General features: G+C 41.1%; 14 protein-coding genes and 1 pseudogene. All 15 read left to right on the top strand.

What is annotated here, in order from left to right; genetic code table 11:
• Window positions 1–59 precede the first annotated feature (59 nt).
• Window positions 60–473 (top strand): hypothetical protein, encoded by a 414-nt coding sequence (locus CVS81_RS01215; RefSeq protein ID WP_107964820.1) that lies wholly within the window; start codon window positions 60–62, stop codon window positions 471–473.
• Complete coding sequence (gene trmB / locus CVS81_RS01220; RefSeq protein WP_107964821.1) at window positions 473–1,660, top strand: tRNA (guanosine(46)-N7)-methyltransferase TrmB; 1,188 nt, start codon at window positions 473–475, stop codon at window positions 1,658–1,660. Before CVS81_RS01215 ends, trmB begins: the two co-directional genes overlap by 1 nt.
• On the top strand, window positions 1,644–2,315 hold the full coding sequence (locus CVS81_RS01225; RefSeq protein ID WP_004317228.1) for a cell division ATP-binding protein FtsE: 672 nt from the start codon (window positions 1,644–1,646) through the stop codon (window positions 2,313–2,315). Before trmB ends, CVS81_RS01225 begins: the two co-directional genes overlap by 17 nt.
• Entirely contained in the window at window positions 2,302–3,117 is an 816-nt protein-coding gene (locus CVS81_RS01230; protein WP_004317184.1) for a cell division protein FtsX, read from the top strand. The genes CVS81_RS01225 and CVS81_RS01230 overlap by 14 nt, the downstream gene beginning before the upstream one ends.
• The gene (locus CVS81_RS01235) at window positions 3,114–4,331 is read left to right on the top strand and encodes a murein hydrolase activator EnvC family protein (protein WP_107964822.1); all 1,218 of its coding nucleotides are present in this window, start codon (window positions 3,114–3,116) and stop codon (window positions 4,329–4,331) included. Before CVS81_RS01230 ends, CVS81_RS01235 begins: the two co-directional genes overlap by 4 nt.
• A gap of 73 nt (window positions 4,332–4,404) precedes the next feature.
• Entirely contained in the window at window positions 4,405–5,121 is a 717-nt protein-coding gene (gene pyrH, locus CVS81_RS01240; protein WP_009294284.1) for a UMP kinase, read from the top strand.
• 18 nt (window positions 5,122–5,139) lie between these two features.
• Complete coding sequence (locus CVS81_RS01245; protein ID WP_004317259.1) at window positions 5,140–5,355, top strand: DNA-directed RNA polymerase subunit omega; 216 nt, start codon at window positions 5,140–5,142, stop codon at window positions 5,353–5,355.
• A complete protein-coding gene (locus CVS81_RS01250; RefSeq protein ID WP_107964823.1) occupies window positions 5,342–7,531 on the top strand; it encodes a RelA/SpoT family protein in 2,190 nt (729 codons plus the stop codon). The genes CVS81_RS01245 and CVS81_RS01250 overlap by 14 nt, the downstream gene beginning before the upstream one ends.
• Before the next feature lie 9 nt (window positions 7,532–7,540).
• Window positions 7,541–8,749 carry a tyrosine--tRNA ligase gene (gene tyrS, locus CVS81_RS01255; RefSeq protein ID WP_107964824.1) on the top strand — a complete coding sequence of 403 codons (1,209 nt, stop codon included), beginning with the start codon at window positions 7,541–7,543 and terminating at the stop codon, window positions 8,747–8,749.
• A complete protein-coding gene (locus CVS81_RS01260) occupies window positions 8,750–9,841 on the top strand; it encodes a nitronate monooxygenase (RefSeq protein ID WP_107964825.1) in 1,092 nt (363 codons plus the stop codon).
• Complete coding sequence (locus CVS81_RS01265; protein WP_107964826.1) at window positions 9,838–11,283, top strand: N-acetylmuramoyl-L-alanine amidase family protein; 1,446 nt, start codon at window positions 9,838–9,840, stop codon at window positions 11,281–11,283. The genes CVS81_RS01260 and CVS81_RS01265 overlap by 4 nt, the downstream gene beginning before the upstream one ends.
• Complete coding sequence (gene mnmC / locus CVS81_RS01270; RefSeq protein WP_107964827.1) at window positions 11,280–13,145, top strand: bifunctional tRNA (5-methylaminomethyl-2-thiouridine)(34)-methyltransferase MnmD/FAD-dependent 5-carboxymethylaminomethyl-2-thiouridine(34) oxidoreductase MnmC; 1,866 nt, start codon at window positions 11,280–11,282, stop codon at window positions 13,143–13,145. Before CVS81_RS01265 ends, mnmC begins: the two co-directional genes overlap by 4 nt.
• Before the next feature lie 73 nt (window positions 13,146–13,218).
• Window positions 13,219–13,858 (top strand): annotated as a pseudogene (locus CVS81_RS01275) (cupin domain-containing protein).
• A gap of 110 nt (window positions 13,859–13,968) precedes the next feature.
• Window positions 13,969–15,129, top strand: coding sequence for a multidrug effflux MFS transporter (locus CVS81_RS01280; RefSeq protein WP_107964828.1), 1,161 nt, complete (start codon window positions 13,969–13,971; stop codon window positions 15,127–15,129).
• Window positions 15,122–15,760, top strand: a complete 639-nt coding sequence (locus tag CVS81_RS01285) for a uroporphyrinogen-III synthase (RefSeq protein ID WP_107964829.1) — start codon at window positions 15,122–15,124, stop codon at window positions 15,758–15,760. Before CVS81_RS01280 ends, CVS81_RS01285 begins: the two co-directional genes overlap by 8 nt.
• The last annotated feature ends 206 nt before the right edge of the window (window positions 15,761–15,966 follow it).

Raw genomic sequence — 15,966 nt, forward strand, 5'->3', positions numbered from 1 at the left:
ATTACGCGCCGGCTGAGGATTTTGCTTATTTTAAGGTTTATAGAACGACAAGTAAAATTTTGCCTTACACATACCTAGCAAAAACGACTAGCAACACCTATGAGGATCTCATAAATACAAACGCAGCGACAAGGTATTATAGGGTCACAGCTGTCGATAAAGACGGTCTTGAGAGCTTAAAGCAAGAAGAGCCAATCGTTGGTAGCACGCTTGGCGCACCAAAAACTCCAAGCATAAGCGCTAGCTACGATGGCAGCGGTGTAAATGTAAGCTGGAGTGCAGTAGATAGAGCTAGCACATATACAGTTTATAGAAGCGGTGCTAGCGAGAAAGTCTTTAGCGGTATAAGTGATACTGGGCTTAGAGATGACAGCGTCCAAAAAGGAGCTAGCTACTCTTACAGCGTCGTAGCAGTCGATGAATACGGCATCGCCTCTGATAAGTCGTCAAAAGCAGAAGTTAGCATAAAATAATGCCAAATTTCATCGCTTCGTCCTTAAAAGAGCTCTCGTTTCCATTTGGTAACGACAAGATCAAATTTCTTTGGCAGGCAAATGGCCGAAACGAGAGGCTCATCTACACAAAAAATGAAGATGAAGGTTTTTTTCTAGTCGTAAAGCCAGGCAAAAATGGCGTCGTCGTAAAAGGAGAAAAGCTTACAAAGCCTGCTAAGGTCGGACTTTTGCAAGAAGCGCTTGAGCTTTTTAAAGAGCAAAGTTGTAACGGCATCATCAGCCAAGCATTTGCTGTAAAAAAGACAAATTTGACCAAAAAAGTGAGTGAAATTTTAAGCCTTGAAGAGTTTGTGCCAGCTTTTTGTGAGCTAAAAGATAAATTTAAAGAGATTTTTATCGAGATCGGCTTTGGCTCTGGCAGGCACTTGCTCTATCAGGCTAAAAACAACCCAAATGCCCTAGTTATCGGCATAGAGGTCTATAAACCAAGCATCGAGCAAGTAGCAAAGCTTGCTAGGGCAAATGCTCTAGAAAACGTGCGTCTCATAAATACTGACGCAAGGCTCTTACTCTCGCTTGTCGGATCAAATTTAGTTGATAGAGTCTTTTTACACTTTCCAGTGCCTTGGGATAAGGCTGAGCATAGACGCGTGGTCTCAACGGCGTTTGCGCTTGAGTGCGAGAGGATACTAAAGCTTGGTGGTAAATTTGAGCTACGGACTGATAGCAAGGAGTATTGCGACTTTAGTTTGAGTAAATTTTTAGAGCCCACAAACTCAAAAATCGAAGCTTTTAAAAATAGAAATTTAGAAGTAACAAGCAAATATGAAGACCGCTGGAGACGCCAAGATAAGGACATTTACGATGTCATTTATACTTGTGAGGTTGAAAGTAGCGAGAGTGTTTTGGCTGGGGATTTTAGCTTTAAAGAAAAGACAAGCGTAAAAAATATCATTAAAAATTTCAAAAATTTCATCATAAAAAAAGAGGATCACTTTTTGCATTTTGAAGAAATTTACACCATAAATGAGAGTGAAATTTTGCTAAAAATAGCCTTTGGAGCGTTTAACAAACCAGAGCAGTGTTTCATCAAGATAAGCGATGAGAAAAGTGAATATTTTATAAAAAAACCGATCTTAATACGTGAAAATTTAGCAGCACACGAGCTTTTGAAGGAGTATTTGGCTGATGCAAGAGATAATTAGTGCAAGAAATTTAAGCCTAGCTTACGAGCGCAACGAGGTTGTGATCAATAGCGTAAATTTAGACATCTACGCAAATGACTTTGTCTTTATCACAGGCAAGAGTGGAAGCGGAAAAAGCACGCTTTTAAAGTCATTTTACGGAGAAATTTCACCTCTAGCAGGCGAGCTAAATGTCTGCATGACGCAAATGGACGATATCGATGACAAAAGACTTTGCGAGCTTAGGCAGCGAGTTGGCATTATATTTCAAAACTACCGCTTGATAAATGAGTGGAATGTCGAAAAAAACGTAATGCTGCCACTCATCATCAAAGGCGTCAATCAAAATGTGAGCAAAAAGCAGGTGGCTAAACTTTTAAAGCACGTAAATATGCTTCACAAAGCCGATAAATACCCTCGCGAGCTAAGTGGCGGCGAGCAGCAAAGAGTTGCCATGGCAAGAGCACTCGCGCACAATCCAAATTTGCTTTTATGCGACGAGCCAACGGGAAATTTAGACGAATACTCAAGCGACGTCATCTGGTCGCTTCTAAAATCAGCCAGAGAATTTCTAGGCACAAGCGTGGTCGTGGTGACGCATCACATCCCATCAACGCTTCGCATCCCATACCGCCACTTCGTCATAGAAAATGGAGGCGTGCATGAGATCGCTTAAAAATCACCTTGGATTTATCCTGCCATTAATAGCGCTTTTATTTTCAGTGCAGTTTAGCCTCACCGCAGACAAGATCGTAAGAGAGTATGAGAGGCTTATGGGAAATGACTACAACATCGTGGTGGTCTCAAACAAAGAGCTAAGCGAGCCAGTGCTAAAGCCAGTAGTTAGCACGCTAGCAAGTGTCGAGCCACTAAGCCCACAAAAGATAATAGACCGCCTATCAAACGACATCTCGGCTAAAAATTTATCGATCCTGCAAAATGCCTTACCTAAATTTTACTCGCTAAGATTAAGCGAATTTCCATCGCCAGAGTATATGGAGGAGATAAAGCAAAAGCTTTTGAAATTTGATGGTATAAGCAAGGTCGAGACATTTTCAAAGACCCATGACAAGGTCTTTAAGATGCTAAATTTAGCCAAAAGCATATCGTATGCATTTATGGCGATACTTTGTGTTGTAGGGCTTATGCTTATGCTTAAGCAGACTAAAATTTGGCTATTTGAGCATAGAGAGCGCATCGAGATCATGACGCTTTTTGGCGCGCCATTTTGGCTAAAATCAGCCATGCTCTATAAATCAGCCATGGTTGATAGCATAGTTGCGACCATTGTTGTTGGCGCATTTTTCTTTTTCTTGCCTAGCATTGAAATTTTTAGAGAAAATGCCGCAAGCATCGATGTAGTCTTGCCTAGTCTTGATCTTTCAAGAGATATATTTATCTTATTTGGCGTGGCTGTGGTTTTAAGCATTTTTGCTGTTAGTTTAGTGATGAGTAAGGCTAGAAAAAGCACGATATGAAAAAAGGAATTTTTACACTTTTGCTAGCATTTAGTCTAGCTTTTGCATCAAATACTAAAGAGAAGATAAAAGACTCCAAAAACTCGCTAAGATCGACACAGGCTATGAGCGAGCAGCTTAGTAAAAAGCTTGATGACTTGGCTGGCGATATCGTAAATGGCGAGAAAAAACTTCGTGGCATAAGCGGAGATATCACAAATTTAAAAGGTCAAATTTCAGTTCTTGAGACAAATGCTTCAAAAGCGCTTCTTGAGCTTGATGATCTAACAAAGCAAAACAAAGAGCTAGAGCGCACCCAAAAAGAGCTAGAGCAAAATATGATAAGGATCATCGCAGAAGATCTCTCATTTGATCTTATGATGTCAGCAAGCGAGGGCAAACAAAGCGAAGAGAGCATTATCTCGTCGCAAATTTTAACCAAGCTAAACGCCATAGCAAAAGAGGACTTTAAAAGGCTTAGCGAAAACTACGAAGATACGATAGAAAAGATAAAAAATAAATCAAGCAAGATAAATGAGATAAACTCAAGCATAAAAAACTATAGGCGCAAGCAAAATGATCTACAAAGCCTAGAGAGCACGCAGAAAAATACAATAAACGGGCTAAAACGTGATAAAGAAATTTACAGCAAAAAACTAGCCAAGCTTCAAGCCCAACAAGACGAGCTAAGAAAGACGCTTGAGCAGCTTGCTATCATGCAAAAGCAAGAGGATGAAGCCGCACGTGCAGCCAGAGAAAAGCAAGAAAGAGCAGCTAGCAAAGGTAGCAAAAAGGGCGAAAAGAGCCAGCCAATGGGTGGGGGCTATCAGACAAGCTCAGTTAAGAGATACTCAGGCGCAAGGACGATCGCTCCGCTTGATAGCTACTCTGTAAAGCAAAAATTTGGCAACTACGTAGATCCGATATATAACATCAAAATTTTCAATGAGTCAGTCATACTTCGCTCAAGCACGCCAGATGCAAAGGTCAAAAGCGTGCTAAATGGCAAGGTGGTCTTTGCAAAAGCGACTCCAATGCTCGAAAATGTCGTCATCATCGAAAATGAAAATGGCATCCACACGATCTACGCCCACCTAAGCCAGATCGCACCAACTGTAAAAGTAGGCTCTATCGTGCAAAAAGGCTACGTCATAGGCCGAGTTAGAAACGATCTAACCTTTGAAGTAACGCAAAGAAACTACCATATCGACCCGCTTGAAATGATCTCAAAATAGTCACTTTGTAAGCGTTATTAGCTAAATTTAAAGCCTTTTTGGCTAAAATGCGTGAATTTCAAGGAGCATGACAATGAGTAAGAGAAAACGCGTATTGGTCAAATTTTCAGGCGAAGCCTTGGCTGGAGAAAATGGTTTTGGTATAGACACAGCTGTGCTTAAATTTATAGCAAGCGAGATAAAAGAGCTTATAGAAAATGATATCGAAGTTGGCATCGTAATAGGCGGTGGCAACATAGTGCGCGGTGTGAGCGCTGCAAAAGATGGTATCATCAAACGAACAAGTGGCGATCACATGGGCATGCTAGCAACTGTCATCAACTCGATCGCGATGCGTGAAGCTTTGGAGAGAAGCGGGCTTGAAGTAAGAGTGCAAAGCGCGATCAAGATGGAGGCGATCTGTGAGACATTTATCGTGGGACGTGCGCAGCGCCATTTAGAAAAGGGCAGAGTTGTCATCTTTGCTGCAGGCACGGGCAATCCCTTCTTCACAACAGATACAGCAGCTACGCTAAGAGCTATCGAGATCGGCTCAGATATGATCATAAAAGCGACAAAAGTTGATGGCGTTTATGACAAAGATCCTAAAAAATTCAAAGATGCAAAACTTCTAAAATCACTAAATTACGAAAAGGCGATGAGCGATGATATCAAGGTTATGGACGATACTGCCATAGCTTTAGCAAAGGACAACGCACTGCCGATCTTAGTTTGTAATATGTTTAAGGCTGGAAATTTATTAAAAATAATAAATGAAGAAGAAGCAGCCCTATACTCAGTTGTAAAATAAATTTCAAAAAGGATAAAAATGAGAACAGAACAAATCACAGCAAGAGCGCTAAAACAAGTAGGAGATGATAGATATAAGCTTTCACTTATCGTTGCAAAGCGTGCAGAAGCGCTAGCAAATGGCGCCATAGCTTTAGTTGATGCTGATACTTCAAAGATGAAATTTGCCGACATAGCACTACTTGAAGTGGCTGAGGGCAAAATAGGCTTAGAGGCAATAGTTGAAGGAAAATAGTCTTTTTTTAGAGCAGTTAATAGAGCAAATTTTAGCTTGCAAAAACGTTTCAGAAGCGATAAAACTGCTCTTTTCTCTTTGTGAAAGAAGTGAAATTTTAGACAAAGCCGTAGATAGCTGCGTCACATTTCACGCTGGACAATACCGCAAAAGCGGCGAACCATACGCCATCCATCCCATCTTAGTAGCCTCTATCGTAGCAAATATGGGCGGCGATGAGAGCATGGTTATAGCTGCACTCCTTCATGACGTGGTCGAAGATACCGACGTAACGTTAGGTGAGCTTCAGGCTGAATTTGGCGATGAGGTAGCAAAGCTGGTTGAGGGACTTACAAAGATAGTTGCCATTAGAGAAAACAAGCTTGCAAGCTCAGATAGCAACGAAAAACTAGCAAGCTCGGCGCTAACTTTTAGAAAGATGCTCTTAATCTCCATAGAAGACGTCAGAGTCCTTGTCGTAAAGCTTTGCGACAGACTTCACAACATGCTAACGCTTGAAGCGCTAAGGCCTGAAAAGCAAAAACGCATAGCGGAAGAGACGCTTATGGTCTATGCTCCGATCGCTCATAGGCTGGGAATTTCATCGATCAAAAACATGCTTGAAGATCTAAGCTTTAAGTATGCGATGCCAGAAGAGTACACAAAGATCGATAGCTACCTAAACAAAAATAAGCAGCAGCTTAGCCTAAAACTAAATGCTTTTAATGAAAAAGTAAGTCAAATTTTGCTTGAAAATGGCTTTATCGAGGGCACTTTTGAGATACAAAAACGCATAAAACACTACTACTCGATCTACCTAAAAATGCAAAGAAAGGGTATTTCCATAGAAGAGGTGCTTGACTTGCTTGCCATTAGGATCATCGTGGAAAAGCCGCTTGATTGCTACTTAGCACTTGGAAATTTACATATAAATTTCAACCCTTTAATTTCTAGATTTAAAGACTATATCGCACTTCCAAAGCAAAATGGCTATCAAACGATACACACAACCATTTTTGATAACAAAAGCATATTTGAGGCGCAAGTTCGCACTTATGATATGCATAAAACTGCCGAATACGGCGTTGCTGCTCACTGGAAATATAAAAACGGCGAGGGCAGCCTCTTAAATCCAAAGCTTGACTGGCTAAATGACATCAGCATGCAAAATAGCGAGAACGAGAGCAACGTCGAAGAGCTATATGAATACGCAAAAGATAGCCTTTATATCGAAGATATCGCAGTTTATTCTCCAAAGGGCGAGGTCTTTACTCTGCCACGAGGTGCTACGGCGCTTGATTATGCTTATGAGATTCACTCAGAGATCGGACTTTACGCAAAAGAGGCTTATATAAACCGCGTTAGGATGCCGCTTCTAACAGAGCTAAAAAATGGCGATATCGTTAGGATAGTAACTGGCGAAGAGGCTAAATTTCGCTGTTCGTGGATAAATAGCGTGCGAACAGGCAAGGCAAAGGCGACGATAAGGTCATTTTGTAAGCAAAAGATCAAAGATATAAACTACAAAATGGCGATAGATATCTTAAAATCAGTATTTAACGTCTCAAAAGATAGAATTTTAGAGTGGGTAGAGTGCGAAAATTTAGGCAAAAAGGTATTTCGCGCGGCAACTGATAGCGAGTATCTGCAAGAAGTGGCAAATATGCTTAAAAAATACATCAGAAAAGAGCGCCCATTTATGATCTCTTTGGGCGACAAATACCAGATCAAAAAGCAAAAATTTGAAAACATAGTGATCTACTCAAACCACAAAATTTCAAATGTCGAGTTTGATTATTGTTGCAATCCAAAAAGGGGCGATAGCATAGTTGGCTTTAAAAATGGTCACACCGTGACAGTGCATCACAAGCTTTGTGAGCGCGCTGGTAAGCTCATGGAGAGTGGCGATGAGATTATTTTCGTCAAATGGACGAGAAATGCCCCACATAGGTATAAAATTTTATTAAATTTAGAAAACAGAAAAGGTGCGTTGGCTGAATTTTTAACATATCTTGCTAGACTTGATATAAATTTAGCTACAATCTCGCTAAACGAAGCAAATGATCTTAGCGGAGATACGTTTGAAATAAGCGTCGAAATAGCAGAAAACATCGATGCAAACGAGATCAAAGAGAAGATCAAAGATAGATATAAGATTATTGATTTTGTTTCGCAAAGCGACCCATATCATAATTAGGAGAGAAAAATGGTTCAAGATATAGACGATATTTTACAAGAGATAAACCGCGGCGTTGCCGAGATGATCGATGCTGAGAGAGTTGAAAATTTGGTTAAAAATTATTATGAAAAAGGCGAAAATTTCTACGTAAAAGCAGGTTTTGACCCAACAGCTCCAGACCTTCACCTAGGTCACACAGTCGTTTTAAACAAGATGGCTTTGCTTCAAAAACATGGCGCGATCGTGCAGTTTTTGATAGGCGATTTTACCGCTCAAATAGGCGATCCAACAGGCAAGTCAGCCACTAGAAAAAAGCTAGATCAAGAGACTGTTTTAAAAAATGCCAAAACTTACGAAGAGCAAGTTTTTAAAATTTTAGATCCTAAAAAAACTGTGATAATGTTTAACTCAAAATGGTCAAATGAGCTTGGTGCTACTGGCATAATCGAGCTAACTAGCACATTTTCAGTAGCTAGGATGCTAGAGCGAGATGACTTTGAAAAGAGGATAAAGGCGGGCAATCCTATATCAATCTCTGAGTTTATGTATCCACTTCTTCAAGGCTATGATAGCGTGGCGATGAAGTGCGACATCGAGATGGGCGGCACGGATCAGAAATTTAACCTTTTAATGGGCAGAACTTTGCAGCGAACATATAATATCGGCAAAGAGCAAGCTGTCATCATGATGCCACTTCTTGAGGGACTTGATGGCGTAAATAAAATGAGCAAGAGCCTTGGCAACTACATCGGCGTAACTGAAAATGCAAATGATATGTTTGCAAAAACGCTTAGTATAAGTGATGAGCTTATGTGGCGCTGGTACGAGTTACTAAGCACAAAAACACTTGGCGAGATAGAAGAACTGATGAACGACGTAAATAGTGGCAAATATCATCCAAAAAAGGCGAAAGAGGATCTTGCTTATGAGATAACAGCGAGGTATCATGGCGAGGAGGCTGCTAAGGCTGCTATGGCTGAATTTAACAGCGTGCACTCTCAAAATCAGCTCCCAACTGATATGAAAGAATTTAGTTTAAAAGCGCCGATTTGGATAGTTGAAGCCTTATCTCAGTGCGGGCTAAGTGAGTCAAACTCTCAAGCAAGGCGAGATATAAAAGCAAACGCAGTTAGCGTCAATCAAGAAAAAATTAGTGATGAGCAGTTAAAATTAGGAGCAGGCGAGTATATCTTGCAGGTTGGTAAGCGTAAATTTGCGAAGATAAAGGTTGAATAAATGGAGTTAAAGCCATTAAAAATAGGTAAATACGAGATAAAATACCCGATATTTCAAGGCGGTATGGGGCTTGGCATCAGCTGGGACAAACTAGCTGGCAATGTGAGCTTAGAAGGCGGTCTTGGCATAATTAGCTCAGTTGGCACAGGCTACTATGAAAACCGCAAATTTATAGATAAAGAGCTAAATGCAAAGCCTTTTGGAAGCGAAAATTTCTACTCCACAAGAGGGCTTCGAGCAGTCATAGAAAATGCACGTAAAATTTGTGGCGAATTGCCACTTGGCGTAAATATAATGTATGCTGCAAACGACTACGCAAGGGTGGTTAAAGACGCTTGCGAGGCTGGTATAAATATCATCGTCTCAGGTGCAGGCTTGCCTACAAATTTACCTGAATTTACACAAAATTTTAAAGAGATAGCACTAGTTCCGATCGTCTCAAGCGCAAAAGCACTAAAGATCATCTGTAAGCGCTGGCTTCAAAGATATGAGCGCTTGCCTGATGCTGTCGTGCTTGAAGGACCGCTAAGTGGTGGCCACCAGGGCTTTACATACGAGCAGTGCCTTGATCCTGAGTTTTCGCTATTTAATCTCATCCCGCAGGTAAAAGCTGAGATCAAAGAGTGGGGCGACTTCCCTCTCATCGCAGCTGGTGGAATTTGGGATAAAAACGACATCGAAAAGGCGATATCGCTTGGAGCAAATGGCGTTCAGATGGGCACACGCTTTATAGGCACTCACGAGTGCGACGCAGACATCGGCTTTAAAGAGGTCTTGCTAGCGGCTGAAGAGAAAGACATCGAGCTTATAAAGAGCCCAGTTGGCTACCCAGCTCGCGGGATAAGAACAAATTTGATAAATTTAGTCGATAAAAGAATGGGTCCAAAGATCCAGTGTATAAGCAACTGCGTGAGCCCTTGCCAAAGAGGCAAAGAGGCAAAGCAGGTTGGATACTGCATCGCAGATAGGCTATTTGACGCATATAGCGGCAAAAAAGAGAGCGGGCTATTTTTCACGGGAGCAAACGGCTACAAACTAAAAGAGCTAATAAGCGTAAAAGAGCTAATGCATAAGCTGGTACATGGTGAATGAAACGGGTTTTAATATCTCTTTTTCTGGCATTTAGCTTTCTTTTTGCGGCGACAAATTCGGAGACTTTTGCCAAATTTGATAGAAATTTTATGGCTCTAAATAGAAGCGCTAAGATCAAGCTTCATAATGATATAAAAAATATCTACGTTGATGCGATCATTAAAAACGACAAAAACACGAAAAAGCAGGCACTTACTAGGCTAATAACAAGCTCAAAGGCGCTTGGCTTTGACTCAAGCGCATATATAAGGGACCTAAATGCGATAAACGGCGTAAAAGGTGCCAGCGCGCCAGTGGTTTCGCCAGCTTTAACGCTACTAAGCGCCACAAAGGTAAATGACACCTTGGTGCTTAAATTTAACACAAAGCTAGATACCGCAAGGCTAAAAACATCGTTTGCCAAACAGCAAAATGCCTACAAAAATATCATGGACATTGATGGCAGGCTAAATGGCAATCCACTAACTTATAAAAATTTCATCTCAGACTACATTCACATCTCTCAGTATGACAAAAACACCGTCAGGATCATCTTTTCTGACAAGGTGCAAAAGACGATAAAAGCAAATGCGACTGGGGATTTGCTAATAATCAGCGCTCAAAATTTCATTTCAAATGAAAATGTAAGAGCACCGCTTCATAAGCTTAAAAATAAAAATGAAAAGCCAGCACAAAGCGCAGTAGAGCCAAATTTAAAGTCTGAGCCAGCACAAAGTGAGCCAGTAGAAGAGCCTTTGCCTCCAGTTGCTGCGGGTAAGTTTTCACGCAACAAAACGATCGTCATCGACCCAGGGCATGGTGGCACAGACCCAGGTGCGGTAAATGGCAGTTTAAAAGAAAAAACAGCCGTTTTAGGTGTAGCCAAAAAGCTTGGCGAGATACTAAAATCTCGTGGCTACAAGGTCTATTTCACCAGATCAACTGATGTTTTTATAAATTTAAGATCAAGAACAAAATTTGCAAACGACAAGATGGCTGACCTCTTTGTATCCATCCACGCAAACGCCGCTCCAAACGCTGCTAAAGCAAAGAGCATGCACGGCATCGAGACATTTTTCTTATCGCCTGCAAGGAGCGAGCGCAGCAAAAACGCAGCCGCACTTGAAAACAAATCAGACATCGAAGAGATGAACTACTTTTCGCAGCAAACGTTTCTAAACGTGCTAAATCGCGAGAAGATCATCGCCTCAAACAAGCTTGGTATCGACATCCAAAAAGAAATTTTAGCAAGCGCTAGAAAGGTCTATGCAGCCAGCGACGGCAGCGTGCGAGAGGCGCCATTTTGGGTGCTCGTGGGCGCTCTTATGCCGGCAGTTCTTGTCGAGATCGGCTACATCACACATCCAGTCGAGGGCGAAAAACTCTTTGACGAGGCCTATCAAAAAGCACTTGCAAACGGCATCGCAAATGGCATAGATGGATATTTCGCAAAAAATAGATGAAAAATGCAAATTTAAGCTTTAAAGGACAAATTCCATTTAACGAAGAGTTTGGCGATATCTACTTTAACACCGACAAGCCCTGGCTTGAGAGCGAATTTGTCTTTGCGAGCGCACTTGATGAAATTTGGCAGAGCAAAGATAGCTTTATAGTCGCTGAGACTGGCTTTGGCGCTGGGTTAAATTTCTTCACACTTTGTAAGAAATTTAAAGATAGCTCTAAAAAACTTCACTTCGTTAGCATCGAAAAAAGCCCCATTAAAAAAGAAGATATTTTAAAAATTTATGAAAATTTAGGCATTTTTAAGGCCTATGCTAAAAAGCTAGTTTCGCTCTATCCGCCGCTAATTTCTGGCATACACCGCATAAATTTCGCGCCAAATATCACCCTTGATCTTTGCTACGGCGAGGCAGATCAAATTTTGCCCGAGCTTGATTTTGCCGCTGATATCTGGTTTTTAGACGGCTTTGCCCCAAGCAAAAATGGCTCGATCTGGAGCGAAGAGGTCTTTAAACAGATCGCAAGGTTAAGCAGGGTTGGCACCATAGTTAGAACTTACTCGTGCGCAAAAATAGTAAAAGATGGGCTAAAAAATGCTGGCTTTTTGCTGAGCCTAAAAGAGGGCTACGCTAGAAAACGCCAGATGAGTAGCGCCGTGCTAGAGAAAAAGGATGAAAATTTAAAGGACGCTTGGTTTGCTAGGTGCGAGCCAGTTGCCAGTGTAAAAGGCAAAACAGCGCTTGTTATAGGAGCAGGTGTGGCTGGGCTTGCTACCGCTGGAGAGCTAGCTAAAAATGGCTTTAAAGTGGTGATCGCCGAGGCAAAGAGTGAGGTCGCGGCAAATGGCTCAGGTAACCACTGCGGCGCCTTGATGCCACTAGTTACGAAGCCTGGGGTAAATTTAGGCCGCATGCACATAAATGCGTTTTTACAGGCAGTGAGATTTTACAAGGCAAATTTACCAAAAAGTCTTATCAAATTTAATGGCTGCATCGACTATGCGTTTGATGATGAGCTAGTTAAAAGGTACGCCTCATGGCAGGGTCAAAACGCGGAGGATGTTTTTAAATTTGATGAGAGCTTAAAGCCATATCCTGGGATATTTATAAAAGAGGCGGCTTATGCTAGACCAAAAGAAATTTGTAAATTTCTATCAGGCGGTTTTGAAATTTTATTTAACCACGAGTACGAGAGCAGGACGCACCTGCAAAATGGCAAGATAAGCGTTAAATTTAAAAATAAAAAAAGCTTGGAGGCTGATATTTTGATCTTTTGCACAGGCAGCAGAAGTAGTGAAATTTTTAAAGACTATGACATGCAAATAAGCAGCGTCCGCGGCCAAGTCACGCACCTAAAGCCAGTGCTAAAAAACACTCTGCCACTAAGCGCAAAAGGCTACATCTGTCCAGCCGTCAAAGGTGTGCAAGTCATCGGTGCAACCTACTCTAGAAATGAAATTTGCGACACGCCAAAAGATGAGGATAATGCTAAAAATTTAAGCGACGTGAGCGAGTTTTTTGACGCCACAAAAGCCACCATCATCGGCTCACGTGTGGGATATAGAAGTTACAGCGGAGATAGATTTCCGATAATTGGCGCTTTACATGACGAGGAGTTTTACAAGCAAAACTACAAAGGGCTATTTTGGAGCAAAAATAAAGATAATAATCCAAAAGCAAGCTACGAAAAAAATCTCTTTGTAAATTTCGCTCACGGCTCGCGCGGCCTTGGTACGGCGATACTTGGAGCAAATTTGATAACGGATCTTGTGCTTGCTCGCCCACTTTGCATAGAAAGATCGCTATTTTACGAGCTACACCCTGCTAGATTTTTGATAAGAAAGCTAAAAAAAGGACTAAAATAGTCAAATTCCTTAACATAAGTTAAGAACTATTATCAAAACTTGCATTATAATCCTTCGCAAAAAAGGATACAACTTGAGCAAAATTTATAATCTTGACAAAGACACAAAGATAGTTGAAAAAAGCGTCGTTAGCAAAAGGCTCTTTCAAAACAAAAACGCAAGCGTAGATATATACGCATTTGACGAGGACGAGGAGCTTGATCACGAGATGCTTTTTATAGATAGCCTTGCCTTCGTACGGCGAAGCGCAGCTTGAGTATGGCGAAAAGCAGATGAAGCTTGGGCGCGACGAAGCCTGCCTTATCGAGGCAAAAACCTGGCGAAAGCTCAAATTTACAAAGAAGACAAAATATTTACTAATAGATTTTAAGGAGAATGTTATGATAGATCATTTAGACAAAGCGAGTGTCTTTAGCCTCGCAGATGCCGTTAGCTACGAGAGTGGCAAGATAGTTAGCAAGACGCTTGTCAAAAACGAAAATGGCTCGATGTCGCTGCTTAGTTTTGACAAAGACCAAGAGCTCTCAACCCACGCTGCCCCTGGAGATGCGCTACTTATCGCGCTTGATGGCGAGCTTGATTTAAAGATAGCTGATGAGAGTTTTCATCTAGTAAAAGGCGATAGCATCGTGCTTCCAGGCAAGATCCCACATGGCCTAAAAGTGAAAGACAAATTCAAAATGTTACTTATCGTCACAAAAGACAAAATGTAAAATAAGCCCTATTTTAGGGCTTCTCTCTTTTATAAATCACATTAAATTTACCCTTAATAACCCAAAAAGCAAAGTCATAATATAATCCCTTTAAAATTTAAAGAAGAGCTATGAAAAAAGAAAATTCCAAACTATTTTTACTACTATTTTTGGGCGCGCTTTCAGCATTTGGACCATTTGTCACAGACCTTTACCTGCCAGCACTTCCAGCCATAACTGAGTGGTTTGGCACAAGCGTTTCAGCAACCCAGCTAACGCTTACGACCTCGATGGCAGGCCTTGCGATCGGTCAGCTAATAGTTGGTCCAATCAGCGATAAATTTGGTCGAAAAACACCACTTACCATCTCGCTCATCATCTACACGATTAGCACGATTTTTATATTTTTTGCGCAAAATATCCAGTTTTTTATCTTTATGCGCATCATCCAAGGGCTTGCAAGTGCGGGCAGTCTGGTTATCTCAAGAGCCGTTGTGAGCGACCTTTACAAGGGTCACGAGATGACAAAATTTTTTAGTCTTATGATGGTTGTAAATGGTCTTGCTCCGATATTTTCACCAATAGGCGGCAGCTTGCTACTTAAATTTACCGACTGGCGCGGCATCTTTATGGCGCTAACGATCATTGGCATTTTGCTATTTATCGCAAATTTTTACTTCAAAGAGAGCCTAAGCCCTGCTAACCGCCTAAAAGTGCCTTTGCTTCAGACCTACAGCGTCTTTGGCAAAATTTTAAGAAAAAAGAAATTTATGCTATTTATTGCGATTCAGACATTTACGATGGCTGCGATGTTTGCCTATATCGCGGCATCGTCTTTTATCTTACAAGAGTTTTACCTGCTAAGCCCAGTAAGCTACAGCTTTTGCTTTGCGGCAAATGGCCTAGCCATCGTCATAGGTGCTAGGCTTGCAAGCTTGCTAAACGAGCGAAAAGCACTAAAAACTGGGCTTTTTGGCACCTTGTTTGCTAGCATTTTTATAGCGTTTATGCTTTGCTTTAAATTTGAAGTGATCGGCGTTATCATCGCATTTTTCTTGCTTTTGCTCTTTACTGGCTTTATCTTACCAACGGCCTCATCACTAGCGATGAATGAGGGCAGGGAGTACGCGGGCTCAGCCTCAGCGGTGCTTGGATTTTGCCCATTTTTCTTAGGCGGCATCATCTCGCCACTAGTTGGTCTTGGCGACATTTTTTACTCTACTTCAATAGCTATTTTAGCTTGCAGCGTGCTTGCTTTTATCTCATTTTTAGGACTAAAAAGAGTTGCGTAAAATTTATCTTGTCTCAAACACAAAGACGGCTGATGAGAGCGTTGTAAATTTAAGTGTTAGCAAGATAGAGTTTTTTAAATTTGATCTGAATTTGAGTGAATTTGACGCGTTTGTGGCAACCTCTAAAAATGCCTTTAAGGCTTTAAAATTTAATGGAATTTCATGTGTAAATTTACCAGTTTTTGCTATCGCAAATAGTTGTGCAGCGGTGGCAAGAGAGTTTGGCTTTAGTAAAATTTACACTGGGCAAAATGCTCATGGAGATGACTTTGCAAGAGAAATTTTGCCACTTTTAAATGGCAAAAAGGTGCTTTATTTAAAAGGCAAAGATAGCGCTTCAAATTTCTTAGAAATTTTACAAAAGGGTGGCGTAAATATAAAATCGGTCATCGCTTATGAAAATGTCTTAAACCCTTGCAAAATGGAGCTAAAACCACCAAAAAATAGCATTTTGATCTTCGCATCTCCGATAAATGTGAGAAATTTTCTAACTAATTTTGGCTGGGATGAGAGCTATCAGACGATAAGCATCGGAAAGGTCACTGCAAAAGAGCTAAATTTTACAAAGCCACTTGTTAGTCAAAATCAAGATATAAACGCTTGTATCGCACTTGCCAAAACGTTACTTTAAGCAAAGAATTTATATAATTTTATTGCCTGAGTGAAGCGAGTCAGCATTTTACGGGGTCCAACACTTTTTTGTTAGCGAAAAGGTATGGGTGCCTTGCGATGTGGCTTCGTTTGAGCCTTAAACAGCGAGAAGTTGCAACCTTTTGGTATCCATCTATTTGCAAGATTGGCTTTGTTTATGGGCCACTCTTCTATGCGACGCCCACT

Source organism: Campylobacter concisus, from assembly GCF_003049065.1.
In the GTDB taxonomy this organism is placed as follows: Bacteria; Campylobacterota; Campylobacteria; order Campylobacterales; family Campylobacteraceae; genus Campylobacter_A; species Campylobacter_A concisus_BE.

Coding starts and splice junctions, on each gene's coding strand:
- CVS81_RS01260 (WP_107964825.1), top strand. CDS start 8,750: ATGGAGTTAAAGCCATTAAAAATAGGTAAATACGAGATAAAATACCCG.
- pyrH (WP_009294284.1), top strand. CDS start 4,405: ATGAGTAAGAGAAAACGCGTATTGGTCAAATTTTCAGGCGAAGCCTTG.
- trmB (WP_107964821.1), top strand. CDS start 473: ATGCCAAATTTCATCGCTTCGTCCTTAAAAGAGCTCTCGTTTCCATTT.
- mnmC (WP_107964827.1), top strand. CDS start 11,280: ATGAAAAATGCAAATTTAAGCTTTAAAGGACAAATTCCATTTAACGAA.
- CVS81_RS01280 (WP_107964828.1), top strand. CDS start 13,969: ATGAAAAAAGAAAATTCCAAACTATTTTTACTACTATTTTTGGGCGCG.
- CVS81_RS01265 (WP_107964826.1), top strand. CDS start 9,838: ATGAAACGGGTTTTAATATCTCTTTTTCTGGCATTTAGCTTTCTTTTT.
- tyrS (WP_107964824.1), top strand. CDS start 7,541: ATGGTTCAAGATATAGACGATATTTTACAAGAGATAAACCGCGGCGTT.
- CVS81_RS01245 (WP_004317259.1), top strand. CDS start 5,140: ATGAGAACAGAACAAATCACAGCAAGAGCGCTAAAACAAGTAGGAGAT.
- CVS81_RS01230 (WP_004317184.1), top strand. CDS start 2,302: ATGAGATCGCTTAAAAATCACCTTGGATTTATCCTGCCATTAATAGCG.
- CVS81_RS01235 (WP_107964822.1), top strand. CDS start 3,114: ATGAAAAAAGGAATTTTTACACTTTTGCTAGCATTTAGTCTAGCTTTT.
- CVS81_RS01225 (WP_004317228.1), top strand. CDS start 1,644: ATGCAAGAGATAATTAGTGCAAGAAATTTAAGCCTAGCTTACGAGCGC.